Consider the following 16,042-nt stretch of genomic DNA (forward strand, 5'->3'; position numbering starts at 1 on the left):
GCCTTGACGCCAGAGTCCACAAGGGGGATGATTGGAACGATTATCGAACACGGGTGGGAATGATGGCGAGCCGGGCGCAGCCGATGCTGTGGCGTGACACGATGCGGGCAGGGGCACGACGGAGCGGCGCGCTGATCGGCGCGATCGCGCTGTTCGCGCTGACGCTGGCCGGGGTGCTCGCGATCGGGACCTACAATGGCGAGGATCCCTCGCTCAACACCGCCGCTGGCGGCCCGGCGCGCAACCTGCTGGGTGAGCCGGGCGCGTGGCTCGCCGACCTGTTGCTCGCGATCGGCGGCCTGCCCATCGTGCTGCTCGCTCCGGTCGGGATCATCATAGGCCTGCGGTTGTGGCGCGGCGAGGGGGCTGGGAACTGGCGGCGCATGCTGTTCGGCGCGCTCGGCGGCATTGCGCTCATGGGCGCGGCGCTCGCGTCGATCTCCAGTGTCGCGGTGATGGAGCTGCCCGGCGGATGGGGCGGGCTGTTCGGCCTTGCGGTGGTCAGCGCAGTGCGCGGGCTGCTCGGCCTAAGCGGAGACGCGACGGTCGCCTTGTGGGGCACCCGCGCGGTCGGGCTGGTCCTTGGCATCGGCGGCGTGATCCTGTGGGCGCGCAGCGTGCAGTTCGACTTCCGCCAGCATATCCGCCTGCCGCGCAAGCCGCAGCGTGAGGCGGTCGGCGCGCTGCCGTTCGACACCGATGTCGACGATGCCGACGACGTCTTCACCCCCGCCGCCCCGCGGCCGCGCAAGCTCGCGCTGCCCGACGAACGCCCCGGCCCGGTCATCGCCGACCGCACCCCCGCACCCCAGCCGCCCAAGGCCAAGCCGGTTCAGGCGACGCTGGACTTCAAGGGGACCTATCAGCTTCCCCCGCTCAAACTGCTCAAGGAGCCGACCAAGAGCGGAACCGCCGCGATCGACAAGGCGGCGCTGGAGCGCAACGCCCGCCTGCTCGAATCGGTGCTCGACGACTTCCATGTGAAGGGCCAGATCGTCGAAGTCCGCCCCGGCCCGGTGGTGACGATGTACGAACTCGAACCCGCATCGGGCATCAAGGCGAGCCGCGTCGTCCAGCTCGCCGACGATATCGCGCGCAACATGTCCGCCGTTTCCGCGCGCGTCGCGACGATCCCCGGCCGAAGCGTGATCGGCATCGAACTGCCCAATGTGAAGCGCGAAACCGTGTCGCTCCACGAACTGATCGGCAGCGAGACGTTCGAGGATCTGGGCGCGCAGCTCCCGATCGTGCTGGGCAAGAATATAGCGGGCGATCCGGTCATCGCCGATCTTGCGCCGATGCCCCACCTGCTCGTCGCCGGCACCACCGGGTCGGGCAAGTCGGTCGGGCTCAACTGCATGATCCTGTCGCTGCTCTACCGGCTCACCCCGGATCAGTGCCGCATGATCATGATCGATCCCAAGATGCTGGAACTCAGCATGTACAAGGATATCCCGCATCTGCTGGCGGACGTGGTTACCGACCCGCCCAAGGCGGTGCGCGCGCTCAAATGGGCAGTCGAGCAGATGGAGGAACGCTATCGCATGATGGCGTCGGTCAATGTCCGATCCTTGGGCAGCTTTAACGACAAGGTGCGCCAGGCGCTGGCCAAGGGGCAGAAGCTCGGCCGCAAGGTACAGGTCGGCTACGACCCCGAAACGCGCAAGCCGCTCTATGAGGAAGAAACGCTCGACCTCAATCCGCTGCCGCAGATCGTGATCATCGTCGACGAGCTCGCCGATCTGATGATGACCGCGGGCAAGGAAGTCGAATTCCTGATCCAGCGTTTGGCACAAAAGGCACGTGCGGCGGGCATCCACCTGATCATGGCAACGCAGCGCCCGTCGGTCGATGTCATCACCGGCGTCATCAAGGCGAACTTGCCCACCCGAATCAGCTTCCACGTCACGTCGAAGATCGATTCGCGCACGATCCTGGGCGAACAGGGTGCCGAACAGCTGCTCGGCAAGGGCGACATGCTCTACATGCCCGGCGGCAAGCAGATCGCCCGCGTCCACGGCCCGTTCGTGTCGGATGAGGAAGTGATGGCAGTCGCCGATCACTGGCGCGCGCAGGGCGCGCCCGACTATATCTCCGCCGTCACCGAAGAGCCGGAGGGCGGCGAATTCGCCCTCGACGGCGCCCCGACCGGCGAGGATTCGCCAGAAGAACAACTCTACCGCCGCGCGGCGCAGCTGGTCGCGGAGAGCCAGAAGGCATCGACGTCATGGCTGCAACGCCAGCTGCGCGTCGGTTACAACAGCGCGGCGCGCTTGGTCGAACGGATGGAAAAGGACGGCCTCGTCTCGCGCCCCGACCATGTCGGCCGGCGCGAGGTGCTGATGGATCAGGACGGGCGACCGTTGTGAACGTTGATTTCACAGTCATCAGCGGTGCGGCCTTCAATATGATTATATTGGGGCCGATTATTTGGGGCGGCCTGTCTCGCAGCGAGTATCACCGAAGCCGCATCTGGATGGCGGTCGGGCTGCCCGCCTCTATCAATCTGCTTTTCCTAGTGTTCCGAAGCGATTTCTCGCTTGAAGATCGCTTAGCAGGGTTAGCCGTGACCTTGTCTTTGGCGGCCTTGGGCCTAGCCGTCTCTCGTCGCTTGGATAAGCGAGAATCGCGCTAACTCTCGATATCAAACAACCCGATCAGCCAGTCATGGAACAGCTTCACCGGCCGCTGCTCCAGCGCGCGGGGGCGGCAGACGAACCAGTAGCTGTACGGGCTCTTCACGCTCGGCTCGCCGAACAGCGTTCCAATGCGCGGATCATCGGGATCGATGCGGTGCGAATCGAGCATGAAGGCGATTCCCACCCCCTGCGCCGCCGCCTCCAGCAGCAGCGATCCCGAATCGAACAGGTCGATCGACACCGGCTCCAGATCGGGCAGGCCCAAAGCCGCGCGCCAGATCTCGAAACTGTCGGCCATGTCGCGATGCGCCAGGATCGAATAGCCGGCCAGCTCCTCCGGCCGCCCGATCGCTTCGGGCCCATGCGCCAGCCGCCGCGCCGCCACCGGGCGGATTCGGTTGCGGTCGAGGCGGCGGCCATACAGAGTCGGCTCGATATCGCGCGCCAGCACGATCGCCGCGTCCAGCCCGTCGCCCAGCCGCGACATGCCATGTCCGCCGGTATCGATATCGAGGTGGAGCTGCGGATGCACCGCACGCAACGAGGTAAGATAGGGCAGCAGCCGCTGGCTCGCGAACAGCGACGGCGTGCCCAGCCGCAACCGCAGCACCTCGGTCCCGCTGTTCATGCTCTCGATCGCGTCGCTCATCGTATCGAGCGCCGGCGCGATCAGACCGAGCAACCGCTCGCCCTCCGCATTCAGCTTCATCGCCTGATGTCGCCGCTCGAACAATTGTTTGCCGATGAATCGCTCGAGCGCCTGAACGCGACGGCTCAGCGCGGGCGAGGACAGCGCCAGTTCCTCCGACGCGGCCTTGACCGATCCCAGCCGTGCGACCTGGACAAACGCCTCGATGGCGGTGAGGGGCGGCAGCCTGCGCATTTTATATTTCTGTGGTGCAGCGTAGCATATTGCAACTCATTCCCCTGGATGCCCGGCGGATGACACCTTTGTCATCGGCAGTAATCCGCGAATGTTACAGATTGCAGAATCTGCAATCGCAACGAACGCTCTTCGCACTTGCACAAAAACTCGCCGCACTGCACATAGGACGTGCCTTTCAGGCATCCTCTCCTAAACCTTTCAAAGGGCTGGTCTTCGGACCGGCCCATTTTTTTGCCCGAATCGCCTGCGGAACGACCCGCAACCTAGGCGAGATGGAACCGGCTGCCTATCTGCGCGTCACCCCCCGACGGGCGAAAGGAGAGCCGATGGCCGATACCGAATCAGACACGCGCAAGCTGCAGGTCGCCAATTCACGACCCGAGGACAGTGGTCGCGGCATCGCGCATCTGCCGCGCGCGATGATGGACGCGCTCGGCCTGCAACAGGGCGACGTGGTCGAAATTATCGGCAAGCGCACCACCCCCGCGCGCGCCGTCTACCCCTATCCCGAGGATGAAGGGCTGGAGCTGCTGCGCATCGACGGGCTTCAGCGCGCCAATGCCGGCGTCGGTTCGGGCGATTTCGTCGAGGTGCGCAAGGCCGAGTCGCGCCCAGCGACTCGCGTCGTCTTCGCCCCCGCGCGCCGCGACCTGCGCCTCGAGGGTTCCGGCGACGCGCTGCGCCGCACCTTTCTCGGTCGCCCGCTCTGCCAGGGGGACACGATTTCCACCGTTGGGCAGCAGCGCGTGTCGGACATGCCGCCCAATGTGCTCCAGCACCTACGCGCGCCCGCTTATGCGCTGCAGGAGATTCGCCTGACCGTCGTCTCGGCCGTCCCGCGCGGCATCGTCCATATCGACGCCGAGACCGAGATCGAGCTGCGCAACGAGTTCGAGGAAGCCCGCGAGCTGCGCCGCGCCGACGTAACCTATGACGATATCGGCGGCATGGCCGCGACGATCGACCAGTTGCGCGAGATGGTCGAACTGCCGCTGCGCTACCCCGAACTGTTTCAGCGTCTGGGCGTCGATCCGCCCAAGGGCGTGCTGCTCCATGGGCCGCCCGGCACCGGCAAGACGCGGCTTGCCCGCGCGGTCGCCAACGAATCCGACGCGCAATTCTTCCTGATCAACGGTCCCGAGATCATGGGATCGGCCTATGGCGAATCGGAAAAGCGGCTGCGCGACGTGTTCGAGGAAGCCTCGAAGAACGCCCCATCGATCGTATTCATCGACGAGATCGATTCGATCGCGCCCAAGCGCGGCCAGGTGTCGGGCGAGGCCGAGAAGCGCCTCGTCGCCCAGCTGCTGACGCTGATGGACGGGCTGGAGGCGCGCGCCAACATCGTCGTGATCGCTGCGACTAACCGGCCCGAGGCGATCGACGAAGCGCTGCGCCGCCCCGGCCGCTTCGACCGCGAGATCATCGTCGGCGTCCCCGACGAGCGCGGACGGCGCGAGATCCTCGGCATCCACACGCGCGGCATGCCGATCGAGGAGCGCGTCGATCTCGACGAGCTCGCCCGCACCACCTTCGGCTTTGTCGGGGCGGATATTGCCGCGCTCGCCCGGGAGGCGGCGATCGAGGCGGTGCGGCGGATCATGCCGCGCCTCAACCTCAGCGAAAAAACCGTGCCCGCAGATGTCCTCGAAACCCTCGCCGTCACGCGCGAGGATTTCGTTGAGGCATTGAAGCGCGTCCAGCCGAGCGCGATGCGCGAGGTGATGGTGCAAAAGCCGAACATCAAATGGGAGGATGTCGGCGGCCTCGACGATGCGCAGATGCGCCTCAAGGAAGGCGTCGAGCTGCCGATGCGCGATCCCGACGCGTTCCGCCGCCTCGGCATCCGCCCGGCCAAGGGCTTCCTGCTCTACGGCCCGCCCGGCACCGGTAAGACGTTGCTCGCAAAGGCGGTGGCGCGCGAAGCGGAGGCGAATTTCATCGCCACCAAGTCGAGTGACCTCCTGTCCAAATGGTATGGCGAGAGCGAGCAGCAGATCGCCCGGCTATTCGCCCGCGCCCGCCAGGTCGCGCCCTGCGTCATCTTCATCGATGAGCTCGACAGCCTCGTCCCCGCACGCGGGTCGGGGATGGGCGAGCCACAGGTGACCGAGCGGGTGGTCAACACCATCCTCGCCGAGATGGACGGGCTGGAGGAGCTGCAGTCGGTCGTGGTGATCGGTGCGACCAACCGGCCGAACCTGATCGACCCCGCGCTGATGCGTCCGGGCCGACTCGACGAGCTGATCTATGTCGGCGTGCCCGATGCCCCAGGGCGCGAGCGCATCCTCAAGATCCAGACGCAGAAGATGCCGCTTGCCGACGATGTCGACCTTGCGTCGATCGCGGCGCGGGCGGAGCGCTTTACCGGCGCGGATCTGGAGGACGTCGCCCGGCGCGCTGGCCTTGCCGCGCTACGCGAACGTCCACCGGCTACACAGGTGACGATGGCGCATTTCGAGACGGCGCTCGCCGATTCGCGCGCCACCGTCACGCCGGAAATGGAACGCGAGTACGAACAGATCGTCTCGAAGATGAAGCAGGACGCGGTCGCGCTGAACCCGATCGGCTTTATCGCTCCGGGGATGCTTCAGGGGCGGACTCGCTCGTCCGAAGACTGAACCAGCCATAGACGACCAGCACTGCCAGGGCGGCGGCCGCGACCAGATAGGGGAGCGGCCGCCATCCCCCATAGAGTGCGACGCCGATCGACGGGCCCAGGATGAACGCCGCGCCGTTGATCGACGTGACCTTCCCCGCCACCGACCCCTGCGCCCCCTGCGGCACCGCCAGCGACGATCCCGCCGTGAAACCGGGGCGCGAGAAGCCGAAGCCCATCGTTGTCAGCGCATAGGCCGTCGCAATGCCGTACAGCGAGGTCGCCGTCCCGGTCGCCAGGCACCCGACCGCGCTCAAACTCAATCCGATCAGCATCAGCTGGCGCGGGTTCAGCCCAAGCAGCGGGATAATCCCCCATTGCACCAGCAAAGCCGAGCCAGCGCCCATCATCAGCACCAGACCCGTCGCCTCGATCGCCTCCAGCGGCGGCACGCCCAGCCTGTCGATGATCAGGAACCCGATCACCTGCCCCGCCATCGCCTGCGCATGGCCGAGGATCAGGCCACAGATCATCCATGCGCGCACCCGCGGGTCGAGGAAGCCGATCGGTTCGATCTTGTCGGCGGTCGCGGCGGTTACGCTCGCCCCGCTCGCCTGTCCGCCGATCGACGGGTAGCTCGCCGCCGCGCCATGGCTGACCGGATCGTCGACATCGCGCGGCAACAGCCGGGCGACCGCGAACAGCATCGCCAGCGCGAGGATGCTGAAGATCAGCGCCGGCCCCGCCAGCCCGATCGTTGGCCCGCCTCGCCACAGATCGCCCAGTACCAGATAGGGCGCGATCGCCGGGCCAAGGATGGTCCCAAGCCCGAACGCCGAGCCTAGCAGGGTCAGCGCTTTGGTCCGCTCCTCCCGGCTGGTGCGCGATGCGACGATCGCCTGGATCGCCGGGGGTGCAGCCGATCCGAATCCGCCATAGAGCATGCGCGCAGCGACGAAGAAGGCGAATGCGGTGACCGGCGCGATCCAGCCATTGATCCCGGCGGCAAGGAACAGGCCGCAGAAGAACAGCGACGCGGTCAACCCGATCTGCCCCAGCAACACCATCTTGCGCCGCCCATAGCGGTCCGACCGGTTGGCCCAGAAGGGCGCGACCATCGTCCATAGCAACGCCGAAACCGAAAACGCCGCCGCCACGGCGCTGTCGGGCACACCCAGCGAGCGACCGAGCGCAGGCAGCACCGATTGCAGCGCGGTGTTGCCCGCAGCGATCACGAACATGACGGCGAACAGGATCGCAAAGGTCCGGTCGAACCGCGTCTCGCTCATCCACGCCTCCAGCCATAGCTCCGCTCGACCCGCGTCACGTCCAGCGAATACCAGTCGTACCAGCGCGCCCGACCCAGATCGCGGATGCGCGCATGCTCGGGATGGTCGCGCCATGCCACGGCGCTTGCTTCGTCGGTCCAGTAGCTGATCGTGATGCCCAGGCCCTGCGCATCGCGGACACTGTCCACCCCGGCATAGCCCGGCTGCGTCGCGGCGAGCGCATCCATCGCCGTTGCAGCCGCGGCATAGCCAGCGGCATCCACGCCGGTCCGCTGCGAGACAAAGATCACGGCGATCTGCCCTGTGCGCGGATGGTCCATGAGTTTCAGGATGAAACGTTTCCCGCCGTGGCGCAACCGCTGCGGCAGGATCAACGTTAATGCGCTATGTCGATGATGACAGGACGGTGGCAACTGTCCTACAGATGCGCGACACCGACTTGAGGATGTTTGATGACCGGTTCGACCACGATCGCCCGCGCGAAGCGCAAGGCTTCGCGCCCGCTGTCGCCGCAGGCTTTGTTTCTTCAGGGTTTTTTCAAGCATCCGGTGATGGTCGGATCGATCATCCCGTCCTCGGGCAAGCTGATCCGCAAGATGCTCGGCCCGGTCGACTGGGATAACTGCAAGGTCTTTGTCGAATATGGCCCGGGCGTCGGCACCTTCTGCCGCGCGATCCTCGACCGGCTTGGCCCCGACGCGAAATATATCGCGATCGACACCAATGCCGACTTCGTCGCCTATCTGCGCCGCACCATCGTCGACCCGCGCTTTTCGGCGATCCACGGCTCGGCCGCTGACGTGAACACAATCGTCGCCGACCATGGCGCGGAGCACGCAGATTATGTCCTGTCGGGCCTGCCCTTCTCGACCCTTCCGCCCGGCGTGGGGGAGGAGATTGCGGCAGCGACGCATCAGGTGCTGCGCACCGGCGGCCAGTTCCTGGTCTATCAGTTCAATCCCAATGTCCGCAATTTCCTGACCCCCCATTTCCCGCGCATCGACCATGCGATGGAATGGTGGAACGTGCCCCCGGCGCAATTGTGGTGGGCGTGGAAGGATGCGCCGGCGGATTGACGCCAGCAGAGGCGCGTCCCACATTCCGGGGCATGGATCAGCTCAACCTGTCAGAGTCGGAGTGGCGTCAGCGTCTTACTCCGCAACAATATCATGTGCTCCGCGAAGCCGGGACCGAGCGCGCCTTTTCTGGCGCGTTGTCGGATAACACGGCGGACGGGACCTACCGCTGCGCGGGGTGCCATCTGGAGCTGTTCGACAGCGACGACAAATATGATTCGGGGTCGGGCTGGCCCAGCTTCACCCGGCCGATCGCGCCCGATCATATCAGCGAACATCGCGACACCAGCCACGGCATGACCCGGGTCGAGGTGCGGTGCGCGCGCTGCGACGGGCATCAGGGCCATGTCTTCCCCGACGGACCGCCGCCCACCGGCCTGCGCTACTGCATCAATTCGGTCGCGCTCGAATTCCGGCCAAGAGCGGCATCCAACGACGAATGATTCGCTTGTGACAGCACCGGTTCACCCGTAAATCGTCACACAGCGTCCCATGGCCATCCGTAAACCAATGCTCTCGCCCAAGGCGCGTCGCATCCTCCTCTGGGTGGGTGGCGGCATTGCGTTGACGGCGCTCGCCGCGTTCATCGCGCTGCTGATCGCGGTCTATACGGCAAAGGCGTCGTTGCCGAGTTACGAGGATCTAAAATCCTCCCCCAATGGCCAGATGATTCGCGTCCATGCCGCCGACGGCACGGTGATCGTATCGCTCGGGCCAAGCTATGGCGAGTGGATCGAATACGACAAGATCCCCGAGCCGATGCGCGACGCGATGGTCGCAATCGAGGATCGCCGCTTCCGATCGCACTGGGGCGTCGATCCGGTTGCGCTGATGCGCATCACCAAATTCGCAATCGACAATCGCGGCACCGGCCGTCGGCTGCAGGGCGCGTCGACGATCACACAACAGGTCGCGCGCACCATCTTCCTGTCGAACAAGTACGATGTCGGGCGCAAATTTCGCGAGATGATCCTCGCCCTCGCGCTGGAACGCAAGTTTACCAAGGACCAGATCCTCGAACTCTATTTGAACAAGGTGTATTTCGGCGGCGGCGCCTATGGCATCGATGCTGCCTCACGCACCTTTTTCGGCCATCCGGCAACCAATCTGACGCTGTCCGAAGCGGCGGTGATTGCGGGGCTCGTCAAAGCACCCTCGCGCTATTCGCCCACCGCCGACGCGCAGGCCGCCGTGGGCCGCGCCAGCGTCGTGCTCGACGTGATGGTCGAAACCGGCGCGCTGACCGCCGCCGAGGCCGCCGCCGCCAGCCCCGCCCAGGTCAAGCTCGCCGCCGCGCCCAAGCAGAACAGCGTGCGCTATTTCACCGATTGGGCACTGCCCCAGCTCGAAGTGCTGATCGACGAAACCGTCGCCCCGCTCGACGTGTGGACGACGATCGACCTCAAGATGCAGAACGCCGCGACCCAGGCGATCCAGGCAAACACGCCCAAGGGCGCGCAGGGCGCCTTGGTCAGCCTCGACCGCGACGGCGCAGTGCGCGCGATGGTCGGCGGGCGCGATTACGTCTCATCAATCTACAACCGTGCGACCCAGGCGACGCGCCAGCCGGGCTCGGCGTTCAAGCTGTTCGTCTATCTCGCCGCGCTGGAGGGGGGCCACAAGGTCGAGGACCGGGTGGTCGACGAGCCCGTCACGATCGATGGCTGGTCCCCGCGCAACAATAGCGGCCGATTCAGCGGTGAAATGACGCTGCGCTCGGCCTTTGCCTATTCGATCAACACCGTCGCGGCGAAGCTGGGGCAGGAAACCGGCTTCGGCACCGTCGCCGACATGGCGCGGCGCTTTGGTATCACCACGCCGATCAATACCCAGCCGGCGATGGTGCTCGGCACCTCCAACGTCCGCCTGATCGACATGACCCGCGCCTTCGCCTCGGTCGGGCAAAAGGGCGTGGCAGTGACCCCCTATGCCATCACCCGCGTTACCGCGAATGGCGCCGTCATCTATCAGCATGAGGTCGATACCTCACGCGTGCTGGTCGCCCCCTATGTCGCGGCGCAGATGACCGACCTGCTCCAGACCGCGGTCAACACCGGCACCGGGCGCGCGGCCCAGATCGGCCGCCCGGTCGCGGGCAAGACCGGCACGACCACATCGAACAAGGATGGCTGGTTCCTCGGCTTTTCTTCCGGCCTCACCACCGGCGTGTGGATGGGCCGCGACGATGCCAAGCGCGTCGGCGGACTGCAGGGCGGCACAGCGCCCGCACGCGCCTTCGCCAATTTCATGCGTGTTGCAGTCGCCAGCCGCCCGGTCGAAAATTTCGACACCGAAGTGACCCTGCCCGAATGGCAGCTCGAGCCCGATCAAGAGGCGTGGGGCGAGGCGGATAATGGCGTGTTCGTCGATCAGGACGGTAACCCGGTCGCCCGCGATGAGGAAGCGATCGAGGGTGAGCCCGCACCGGGTGACGAAGGCGGGATCAGTCAGGACTGGCTCGACCGCATGACCGGGCGTGACGCTCCGCGCGACCAGCAACCCGCGCCGCGCCGCGAACCTGCCGACCGCGCGCCGCAGCAGCAACAGCCGCAGCGCGAGCCGCTACGCGCGCCTCAGGACGACCGCCCGAACGAGTGAAGCCGCATCGCGTTGGCACGGAGCCATGCGCGTTCCGGCTTCGGATCGCGCCCATAAAGGGTGCGAACCAGCGCATGAAATGCCGGGCTGTGGTTCATATGCGTGCGATGCGCCACTTCATGCGCCACCGTCGCCCGCCGCACCGCCGGCGGGGCGAGGATCAGCCGCCAGTTATAGCGGATCACGCCCGATGACGCACAGCTGCCCCAGCGCCCCTTGGGATCGCCGATTGCGACCTTGCTGACCTTGACGCCCGACAGCGCGGCATAGTCAGCCGTCTCCGCGCTCAGCGTCTCCAGCGCGCGCTTGCGCAACCACAGCTCGATCCGCCGCTCGAATCCCTCACGCGGTCCACCCGCGATGATCTGGCCGTCGTCGAGCAGCGGTGTGCGCGGAAAGCCGCTGTCCCAGCCAAGGCCGACCTCTTCGCCCAGATACAGGATCGTCGCGCCCGGTTCGAACGGTGTCGGCGCGGCGCGGTTGGCCAGCGCGCGCGCAATCCATTCCTGCTGCCCCTCAGCCCAGCGCAAAGCCGGCCCGGCCGGGGCACGCGGCGGGATCGTCAGCCGCACCGCCCCGGTCGCAGAATCGACCGACAGCCGCATCGTCCGCGCGCGTGGATGGCGGACGATCTGGATCTCATGGCTCACAGGATGCGGTCGACCATATGATGTTCGAGGTCGCCCGCCATATCCTCCGAAATCGTCCAGCCACGGGTCGATTCGCCCGCCTCATGCACGCTCTCGCGGCTGCCCGAGATCAGATAATGCCAGTCGGGCAGCGGCTCGCCCGCCGCGCGCAGGCGATAGGCGCAGGTCACCGGCAGCCACGCGATCTCGTCGACATTGCCCGCGTTCAGCCGAACACATTCGGCGACATAGGCGTGGCGGTGACGATAATCGCTGCACTGCCCCTGATCGCGGTCGAGCAAGCGGCACGCGACATTGGTGGCATAGATAGCGCCGCTATCGGCATCCTCGACCTTGTGCAGACAGCATTTGCCGCAGCCGTCGCACAGCGCCTCCCACTGCGCGCGGTCGAGCCGGGCGAGCGGCAATTCCCAGAACGGGGTCAGCCGATCCACCGCGTGATTTCCGCGACGATCGCCTCGGGGCTCTGCTCCTGCGGCAACAATGCGATCGGCTCGCCATTCGGGCCCATCAGATAGGCCTGACGACCATGGTCCATCAGATATCCGGTCGGCGTCTCGCGCTTGGCATAGGGGACGCGATAGACCTTGGCCGCCGCATCGACCTGTGCCGCGCTGCCGGTCAGCCCGACCATGCGCGGGTGGAACGCCGCGGTGAATTCCTTGACCACGGCGGGCGTGTCGCGCGCCGGATCGATCGACACGAACACGGGGACGATCTTCGCCGCCAGCTGCGGATTCTGCTGGTCCAACCGCTTCATCGCGCCGCCGATATTCTGCACATCGACCGGGCACACATCGGGGCAGAAGGTGTAGCCGAAATACATGATGCGGTATTTGCCCGCAAAATCCTTCTCGGTGACAGTCTTGCCGTCGCCATTCACCAGCGTGAACGGCCCGCCGATAGAGGCCCCTGCGAGCGGCGCATCGGCCAGCGACTTGGGCTGTGGCGCACCGCCCCCACAGGCGGCGAGGGTCAGAAGGGCGGGCAGGGCGAAGAAAAATATCCTGTTCATGACAAGGCGACCCATGATCTGATAGGGGGGCTTAGGCAAGGCTTGCAGTTGTTCAGGGGTGTATTCCGACCATGTTGACCGTTCCGTCCCGGCTCGTATTCGCCGCGGCGCTGCTGTGCGTAGCGCTTCCGGCCGGCGCCCAGCGCTTTTCCGAAAGCTACAACTTCCTCAAAGCCGTGCGCGAGCAGGACGGCAACAAGGTCACCGAATATCTCAACGCCCCGGGCCAGACCATCGTCAATGCCAAGGACGACAAGGGCGAAGCCGCGATCCACATCGTCACCAAACGGCGCGACATGACCTATCTGCGCTTCGTCCTGGCGCGCGGCGGCAATGTGAATCTGCAGGACGGGGCGGGCAACACCGCACTGCTGCTGGCGGTCGAGGCGGCCTGGACCGACGGGGTGCGCGAGCTGATCACGCGCAAGGGTAACGTCAACCTCGCCAATAATGGCGGCGAAACCCCGCTGATGCGCGCCGTGCAGCGCCGCGACGGCGAGCTCGTCCAGCTGCTGCTGTCCAACGGCGCCGATCCCGACATGGTCGACCGCCTCGCCGGGCTCAGCGCGCGCGACTATGCCGCCCGCGACGGCCGCGCGCCCGCCATCGCCGAAGCGCTCAAGAACGCCCCCAAGGTCCAGAAGCGCGCCGTTTCCGGCCCCAGTTTCTAACCGCCCCAACCCAGCCCGTCGGCATCGGGATCGGTCAACGTGATCACCCGCCGCGCTGCGCGGCGGGCAAAGGCGAGCGTGCATTTGCGCCGCGTCGCGCTCGCCAGCGGCACGGTCCGCGCCTCACGCACGATCGCCGCGTCATAGCGGTCGGCGACGATAATCCCGGCACGTTCGGGCAGGAAATCGGGGCGTTCCAGCGGGGACAGGTCGAACCCCTGCGGCACCGCCCAGAAATAGCGGTCGCAATGCGCGAGATAATCGGTCCACTTGCCATCGCCAATCAGGTCCGCGCGCGAGACCTTGACCTCCACGATCACGATCTCGCCGCGGACATTGAGCGCCATCAGGTCAGCCCGGCGGCCATCGCCCAGCGGTACCTCCGCCATCGCCACCGTTTCGTGGCGCAGCAACATCCGGCACACGCCGCGCGTGACATCGGCGGCGATCAGCGGATCGGAGTCGGCAACGGAAATGGCCGGGGAGGGGTTCGAAACCATCCCCGGCCCTTAGAACATTTGACGAACGAACGAAAACCCGTCCGCCACGTCTCAACGATAGAAGATGTGGTTGCCGACGCTACCCACGCGCGCCCGGCGCCAGCCGGGCGAGACATAGCGGGCGTGAAAGAACAGCGCATTCGACACGCGGCTGTCCCACGCATCGTCGCGCGCGACCTGCGCCACGGCGAGCGCGGTCTTCCACGCGCGGGCGCTCGCCGGCGGCTGCGGCAGACGGCCGTTGCGCACGAACGAGAATTGCCCGCGCTGGGTCAGCACGCCGCACACCGATGCGGGGAAGCGGCCGGACTTGGCGCGGTTGAGGATCACTTCGGCGACCGCGAGCTGGCCTTCGAGCGGCTCGCCCTTGGATTCATAATAGACGCCGATCGCCAGACAGTTGTGCCCGGCATCGTCTGCAATCGCGTCCTGCGCCGCGACCGCAGCGGCCAGCGTCGCATAGGTGGCGGAGTCGGATTCGGAGTCTTCGGTGATGGCGGCGTCGTCGGCGTCGAGCGCAGCGAGCGATTCGCCCATCGTGGGAACCTGTTCAGCCGCAGCTTCGTTGATCGCCTGAACCGGGGTCTTTTCGGCCTCTCCGGCAACACCCGGGGCCGTTGCACCAATGCCCGCGGCAAAGGTGAGGGTCGTGGCCGCGATAATCGCAGCCCGGAACGAAAAAGACATTCAACTTCGATACTATGCGGTTGGTGCGCGATCGTGTCTCTCAAGGTGCGAATGCACGGACCGATCGGGCTTGCCCCCCGACTGCGTAACCACCGGCCTCTGACCCCGACGGCACAACGCTATTAAATCGTCGCGCGCCCCTGCCGACATTGTTGCGGTGCGTCAACCACCGATAATCGTTTCAGCGGCGAACCGTTCTGCCGCTGCGATATCCAGTTCGACCACCCACAGATCTGGATCGCGACTACGCCGCCGCTGCCAGTAATCGGCGACCGCGCCCGGATCTTCGAACGTCGATGGTCCGCTCGGCAGCAGTGCCGACTGCCCATCCGGCCCAATCCCCCGCTCGAAAAAGCGCGGATTCTCTCCCCGTTCCAGCGCCAGGATCAGGATCGCGCCCGCCTCGGCATGGCCCTTGGCCAGCACCATGGCGCTGCCACCCTCGGCATTGACGCGGCGGACCAGCGCGTTGACGACCAGCCCGCTCGCCAGCCGCGGCGTCACGGCGCGACGCGATAACCGGGCAGCCCGGCCAGCGCGATCCGCGATTTCATGAAGGTGCCGGTCCCGCGCGCCGCCTCTTCGCCCGTGGCATCGATCAGCCGCGCTTCGGCCACGAACACGCGCCGCTGCCCGCTGACCCAGCGTCCCTCGGCGGTAACGGGTCCCGGCCCCAGCGGCTTGGTGAAGAGCAGGTTGAACGCCGTGGTCAGCAGGAACCGGTCGGTCACCAGGCTGTTGGCCGCGTAGAACGCCGCGTCGTCGAGCATCTTGAAATAGCTCGTCCCATGCGCCGCGCCGCCGGCATGGAAATGGCGCTGGTCGATGGTGAAGTGGATCCGCGCGACCCCAGCTTGGGCAATCTCCAGTCGCGAGTCGAACAGCTGATTGATCGGCGCGGCGGCATAGAGCGATTCGAGCGCACGGTGATGCGCCGCCGCGCCGAACGCCGGAGTGGCGTCAGGCGGCAGCGTCACGCGCTTCGGTCCCGGCGAGCAGGGCGTAGATCGCGTCGGCCGACCCCGCCCCGCGCAACTTGGCGGTAAAGCCACGGTCGCGCAGCCGCCGCGAAACGCGCGCCAGCGCCTTCAGATGATCCGCCCCGGCATTGACCGGGGACAACAGCATGAACACCAGATCGACCGGACTGTCATCGACCGCCCCGAAATCCATCGGCCTGTCGAGCCGCACCATCACCCCGCGCACGGCATCCAGTCCCTCGATCCGCCCGTGCGGGATCGCGATTCCGCCACCAAATCCAGTGGTGCCAAGCTTTTCGCGCGCGGCAAGTGCGGTGGCGACGGTCGCGGCGTCCAGGCCATAGACCCGCGCCGCGACGTCGGCGAGCAGCGCGAAGAGCTTCTTCGTGCTGCCCGCCGTCACGCCCGAGACCACCGCCTCGGGCGTCACCAGATCCGTCAGATCAAGCATC

At 66.3% G+C, this 16,042-nt stretch carries 18 protein-coding genes; 7 read left to right on the forward strand and 11 right to left on the reverse strand.

The window, feature by feature from the left end:
* Positions 1-62: 62 nt before the first annotated feature.
* Positions 63-2,369, forward strand: a complete 2,307-nt coding sequence (locus KYX69_RS13560; RefSeq protein WP_300498234.1) for a DNA translocase FtsK — start codon at positions 63-65, stop codon at positions 2,367-2,369.
* Entirely contained in the window at positions 2,366-2,635 is a 270-nt protein-coding gene (locus KYX69_RS13565) for a hypothetical protein (RefSeq protein ID WP_300498236.1), read from the forward strand. The genes KYX69_RS13560 and KYX69_RS13565 overlap by 4 nt, the downstream gene beginning before the upstream one ends.
* Here KYX69_RS13565 and KYX69_RS13570 read toward each other — a convergent pair.
* Positions 2,632-3,522, reverse strand: a complete 891-nt coding sequence (locus tag KYX69_RS13570; RefSeq protein WP_300498238.1) for a LysR substrate-binding domain-containing protein — start codon at positions 3,520-3,522, stop codon at positions 2,632-2,634. The two genes, KYX69_RS13565 and KYX69_RS13570, sit on opposite strands and share 4 nt — an antisense overlap.
* Positions 3,523-3,851: 329 nt before the next feature.
* Here KYX69_RS13570 and KYX69_RS13575 point away from each other — a divergent pair, with 329 nt between their 5' ends.
* Positions 3,852-6,146, forward strand: coding sequence for a CDC48 family AAA ATPase (locus KYX69_RS13575; protein WP_300498240.1), 2,295 nt, complete (start codon positions 3,852-3,854; stop codon positions 6,144-6,146).
* Here the strand turns inward: KYX69_RS13575 and KYX69_RS13580 are convergent.
* Together KYX69_RS13580 and KYX69_RS13585 are read right to left on the reverse strand one after the other, a co-directional pair.
* Positions 6,097-7,413, reverse strand: a complete 1,317-nt coding sequence (locus tag KYX69_RS13580) for an MFS transporter (RefSeq protein WP_300498241.1) — start codon at positions 7,411-7,413, stop codon at positions 6,097-6,099. The genes KYX69_RS13575 and KYX69_RS13580 overlap by 50 nt on opposite strands.
* Positions 7,410-7,733, reverse strand: a complete 324-nt coding sequence (locus KYX69_RS13585; RefSeq protein ID WP_300498243.1) for an antibiotic biosynthesis monooxygenase — start codon at positions 7,731-7,733, stop codon at positions 7,410-7,412. Before KYX69_RS13585 ends, KYX69_RS13580 begins: the two co-directional genes overlap by 4 nt.
* 132 nt (positions 7,734-7,865) lie before the next feature.
* On the opposite strand from KYX69_RS13585, the gene KYX69_RS13590 reads away from it, so the two are divergent.
* The 3 genes from KYX69_RS13590 (at position 7,866) to KYX69_RS13600 (ending at position 11,087) form a co-directional block, all read left to right on the forward strand.
* On the forward strand, positions 7,866-8,489 hold the full coding sequence (locus KYX69_RS13590) for a methyltransferase domain-containing protein (RefSeq protein WP_300498245.1): 624 nt from the start codon (positions 7,866-7,868) through the stop codon (positions 8,487-8,489).
* Between the two features lie 32 nt (positions 8,490-8,521).
* Positions 8,522-8,932 carry a peptide-methionine (R)-S-oxide reductase MsrB gene (msrB, locus tag KYX69_RS13595; RefSeq protein ID WP_300498247.1) on the forward strand — a complete coding sequence of 137 codons (411 nt, stop codon included), beginning with the start codon at positions 8,522-8,524 and terminating at the stop codon, positions 8,930-8,932.
* Positions 8,933-8,999: 67 nt separating this feature from the next.
* Positions 9,000-11,087 carry a transglycosylase domain-containing protein gene (locus tag KYX69_RS13600; protein ID WP_300498248.1) on the forward strand — a complete coding sequence of 696 codons (2,088 nt, stop codon included), beginning with the start codon at positions 9,000-9,002 and terminating at the stop codon, positions 11,085-11,087.
* On the opposite strand, the gene KYX69_RS13605 is transcribed toward KYX69_RS13600, so the two are convergent.
* Genes KYX69_RS13605 through KYX69_RS13615 form a run of 3 tightly spaced genes read right to left on the reverse strand, consistent with a single transcriptional unit; the run spans position 11,063 to position 12,752 of the window.
* Positions 11,063-11,737 carry a M48 family metallopeptidase gene (locus tag KYX69_RS13605; protein WP_300498250.1) on the reverse strand — a complete coding sequence of 225 codons (675 nt, stop codon included), beginning with the start codon at positions 11,735-11,737 and terminating at the stop codon, positions 11,063-11,065. The two genes, KYX69_RS13600 and KYX69_RS13605, sit on opposite strands and share 25 nt — an antisense overlap.
* Positions 11,734-12,162, reverse strand: coding sequence for a YcgN family cysteine cluster protein (locus KYX69_RS13610; RefSeq protein WP_300498414.1), 429 nt, complete (start codon positions 12,160-12,162; stop codon positions 11,734-11,736). The genes KYX69_RS13605 and KYX69_RS13610 overlap by 4 nt, the downstream gene beginning before the upstream one ends.
* The gene (locus KYX69_RS13615; RefSeq protein WP_300498252.1) at positions 12,159-12,752 is read right to left on the reverse strand and encodes an SCO family protein; all 594 of its coding nucleotides are present in this window, start codon (positions 12,750-12,752) and stop codon (positions 12,159-12,161) included. Before KYX69_RS13615 ends, KYX69_RS13610 begins: the two co-directional genes overlap by 4 nt.
* A gap of 74 nt (positions 12,753-12,826) precedes the next feature.
* On the opposite strand from KYX69_RS13615, the gene KYX69_RS13620 reads away from it, so the two are divergent.
* Positions 12,827-13,423, forward strand: a complete 597-nt coding sequence (locus KYX69_RS13620; RefSeq protein ID WP_300498254.1) for an ankyrin repeat domain-containing protein — start codon at positions 12,827-12,829, stop codon at positions 13,421-13,423.
* On the opposite strand, the gene KYX69_RS13625 is transcribed toward KYX69_RS13620, so the two are convergent.
* The 5 genes from KYX69_RS13625 to KYX69_RS13645 form a co-directional block, all read right to left on the reverse strand.
* Positions 13,420-13,923, reverse strand: coding sequence for an MmcB family DNA repair protein (locus KYX69_RS13625; protein WP_300498256.1), 504 nt, complete (start codon positions 13,921-13,923; stop codon positions 13,420-13,422). The genes KYX69_RS13620 and KYX69_RS13625 overlap by 4 nt on opposite strands.
* Before the next feature lie 51 nt (positions 13,924-13,974).
* Complete coding sequence (locus KYX69_RS13630) at positions 13,975-14,610, reverse strand: cell wall hydrolase (RefSeq protein ID WP_300498257.1); 636 nt, start codon at positions 14,608-14,610, stop codon at positions 13,975-13,977.
* Positions 14,611-14,772: 162 nt separating this feature from the next.
* On the reverse strand, positions 14,773-15,114 hold the full coding sequence (locus KYX69_RS13635; protein WP_300498259.1) for a DUF1491 family protein: 342 nt from the start codon (positions 15,112-15,114) through the stop codon (positions 14,773-14,775).
* The gene (locus KYX69_RS13640; RefSeq protein WP_300498416.1) at positions 15,111-15,581 is read right to left on the reverse strand and encodes a PaaI family thioesterase; all 471 of its coding nucleotides are present in this window, start codon (positions 15,579-15,581) and stop codon (positions 15,111-15,113) included. Before KYX69_RS13640 ends, KYX69_RS13635 begins: the two co-directional genes overlap by 4 nt.
* Positions 15,571-16,041: a PTS sugar transporter subunit IIA gene (locus KYX69_RS13645; RefSeq protein WP_300498261.1), complete on the reverse strand. Its 471-nt coding sequence runs from the start codon at positions 16,039-16,041 to the stop codon at positions 15,571-15,573. The genes KYX69_RS13640 and KYX69_RS13645 overlap by 11 nt, the downstream gene beginning before the upstream one ends.
* Position 16,042 lies beyond the last annotated feature (1 nt).

Source organism: Sphingomonas sp. (genome assembly GCF_030145815.1).
Taxonomy (GTDB): domain Bacteria; phylum Pseudomonadota; class Alphaproteobacteria; order Sphingomonadales; family Sphingomonadaceae; genus Sphingomonas.

Coding starts and splice junctions, on each gene's coding strand:
- KYX69_RS13560 (WP_300498234.1), top strand. CDS start 63: ATGGCGAGCCGGGCGCAGCCGATGCTGTGGCGTGACACGATGCGGGCA.
- KYX69_RS13570 (WP_300498238.1), bottom strand. CDS start 3,522: ATGCGCAGGCTGCCGCCCCTCACCGCCATCGAGGCGTTTGTCCAGGTC.
- KYX69_RS13575 (WP_300498240.1), top strand. CDS start 3,852: ATGGCCGATACCGAATCAGACACGCGCAAGCTGCAGGTCGCCAATTCA.
- KYX69_RS13580 (WP_300498241.1), bottom strand. CDS start 7,413: ATGAGCGAGACGCGGTTCGACCGGACCTTTGCGATCCTGTTCGCCGTC.
- KYX69_RS13585 (WP_300498243.1), bottom strand. CDS start 7,733: ATGGACCATCCGCGCACAGGGCAGATCGCCGTGATCTTTGTCTCGCAG.
- KYX69_RS13590 (WP_300498245.1), top strand. CDS start 7,866: ATGACCGGTTCGACCACGATCGCCCGCGCGAAGCGCAAGGCTTCGCGC.
- msrB (WP_300498247.1), top strand. CDS start 8,522: ATGGATCAGCTCAACCTGTCAGAGTCGGAGTGGCGTCAGCGTCTTACT.
- KYX69_RS13600 (WP_300498248.1), top strand. CDS start 9,000: ATGCTCTCGCCCAAGGCGCGTCGCATCCTCCTCTGGGTGGGTGGCGGC.
- KYX69_RS13615 (WP_300498252.1), bottom strand. CDS start 12,752: ATGAACAGGATATTTTTCTTCGCCCTGCCCGCCCTTCTGACCCTCGCC.
- KYX69_RS13625 (WP_300498256.1), bottom strand. CDS start 13,923: ATGGTTTCGAACCCCTCCCCGGCCATTTCCGTTGCCGACTCCGATCCG.
- KYX69_RS13630 (WP_300498257.1), bottom strand. CDS start 14,610: ATGTCTTTTTCGTTCCGGGCTGCGATTATCGCGGCCACGACCCTCACC.
- KYX69_RS13645 (WP_300498261.1), bottom strand. CDS start 16,041: ATGCTTGATCTGACGGATCTGGTGACGCCCGAGGCGGTGGTCTCGGGC.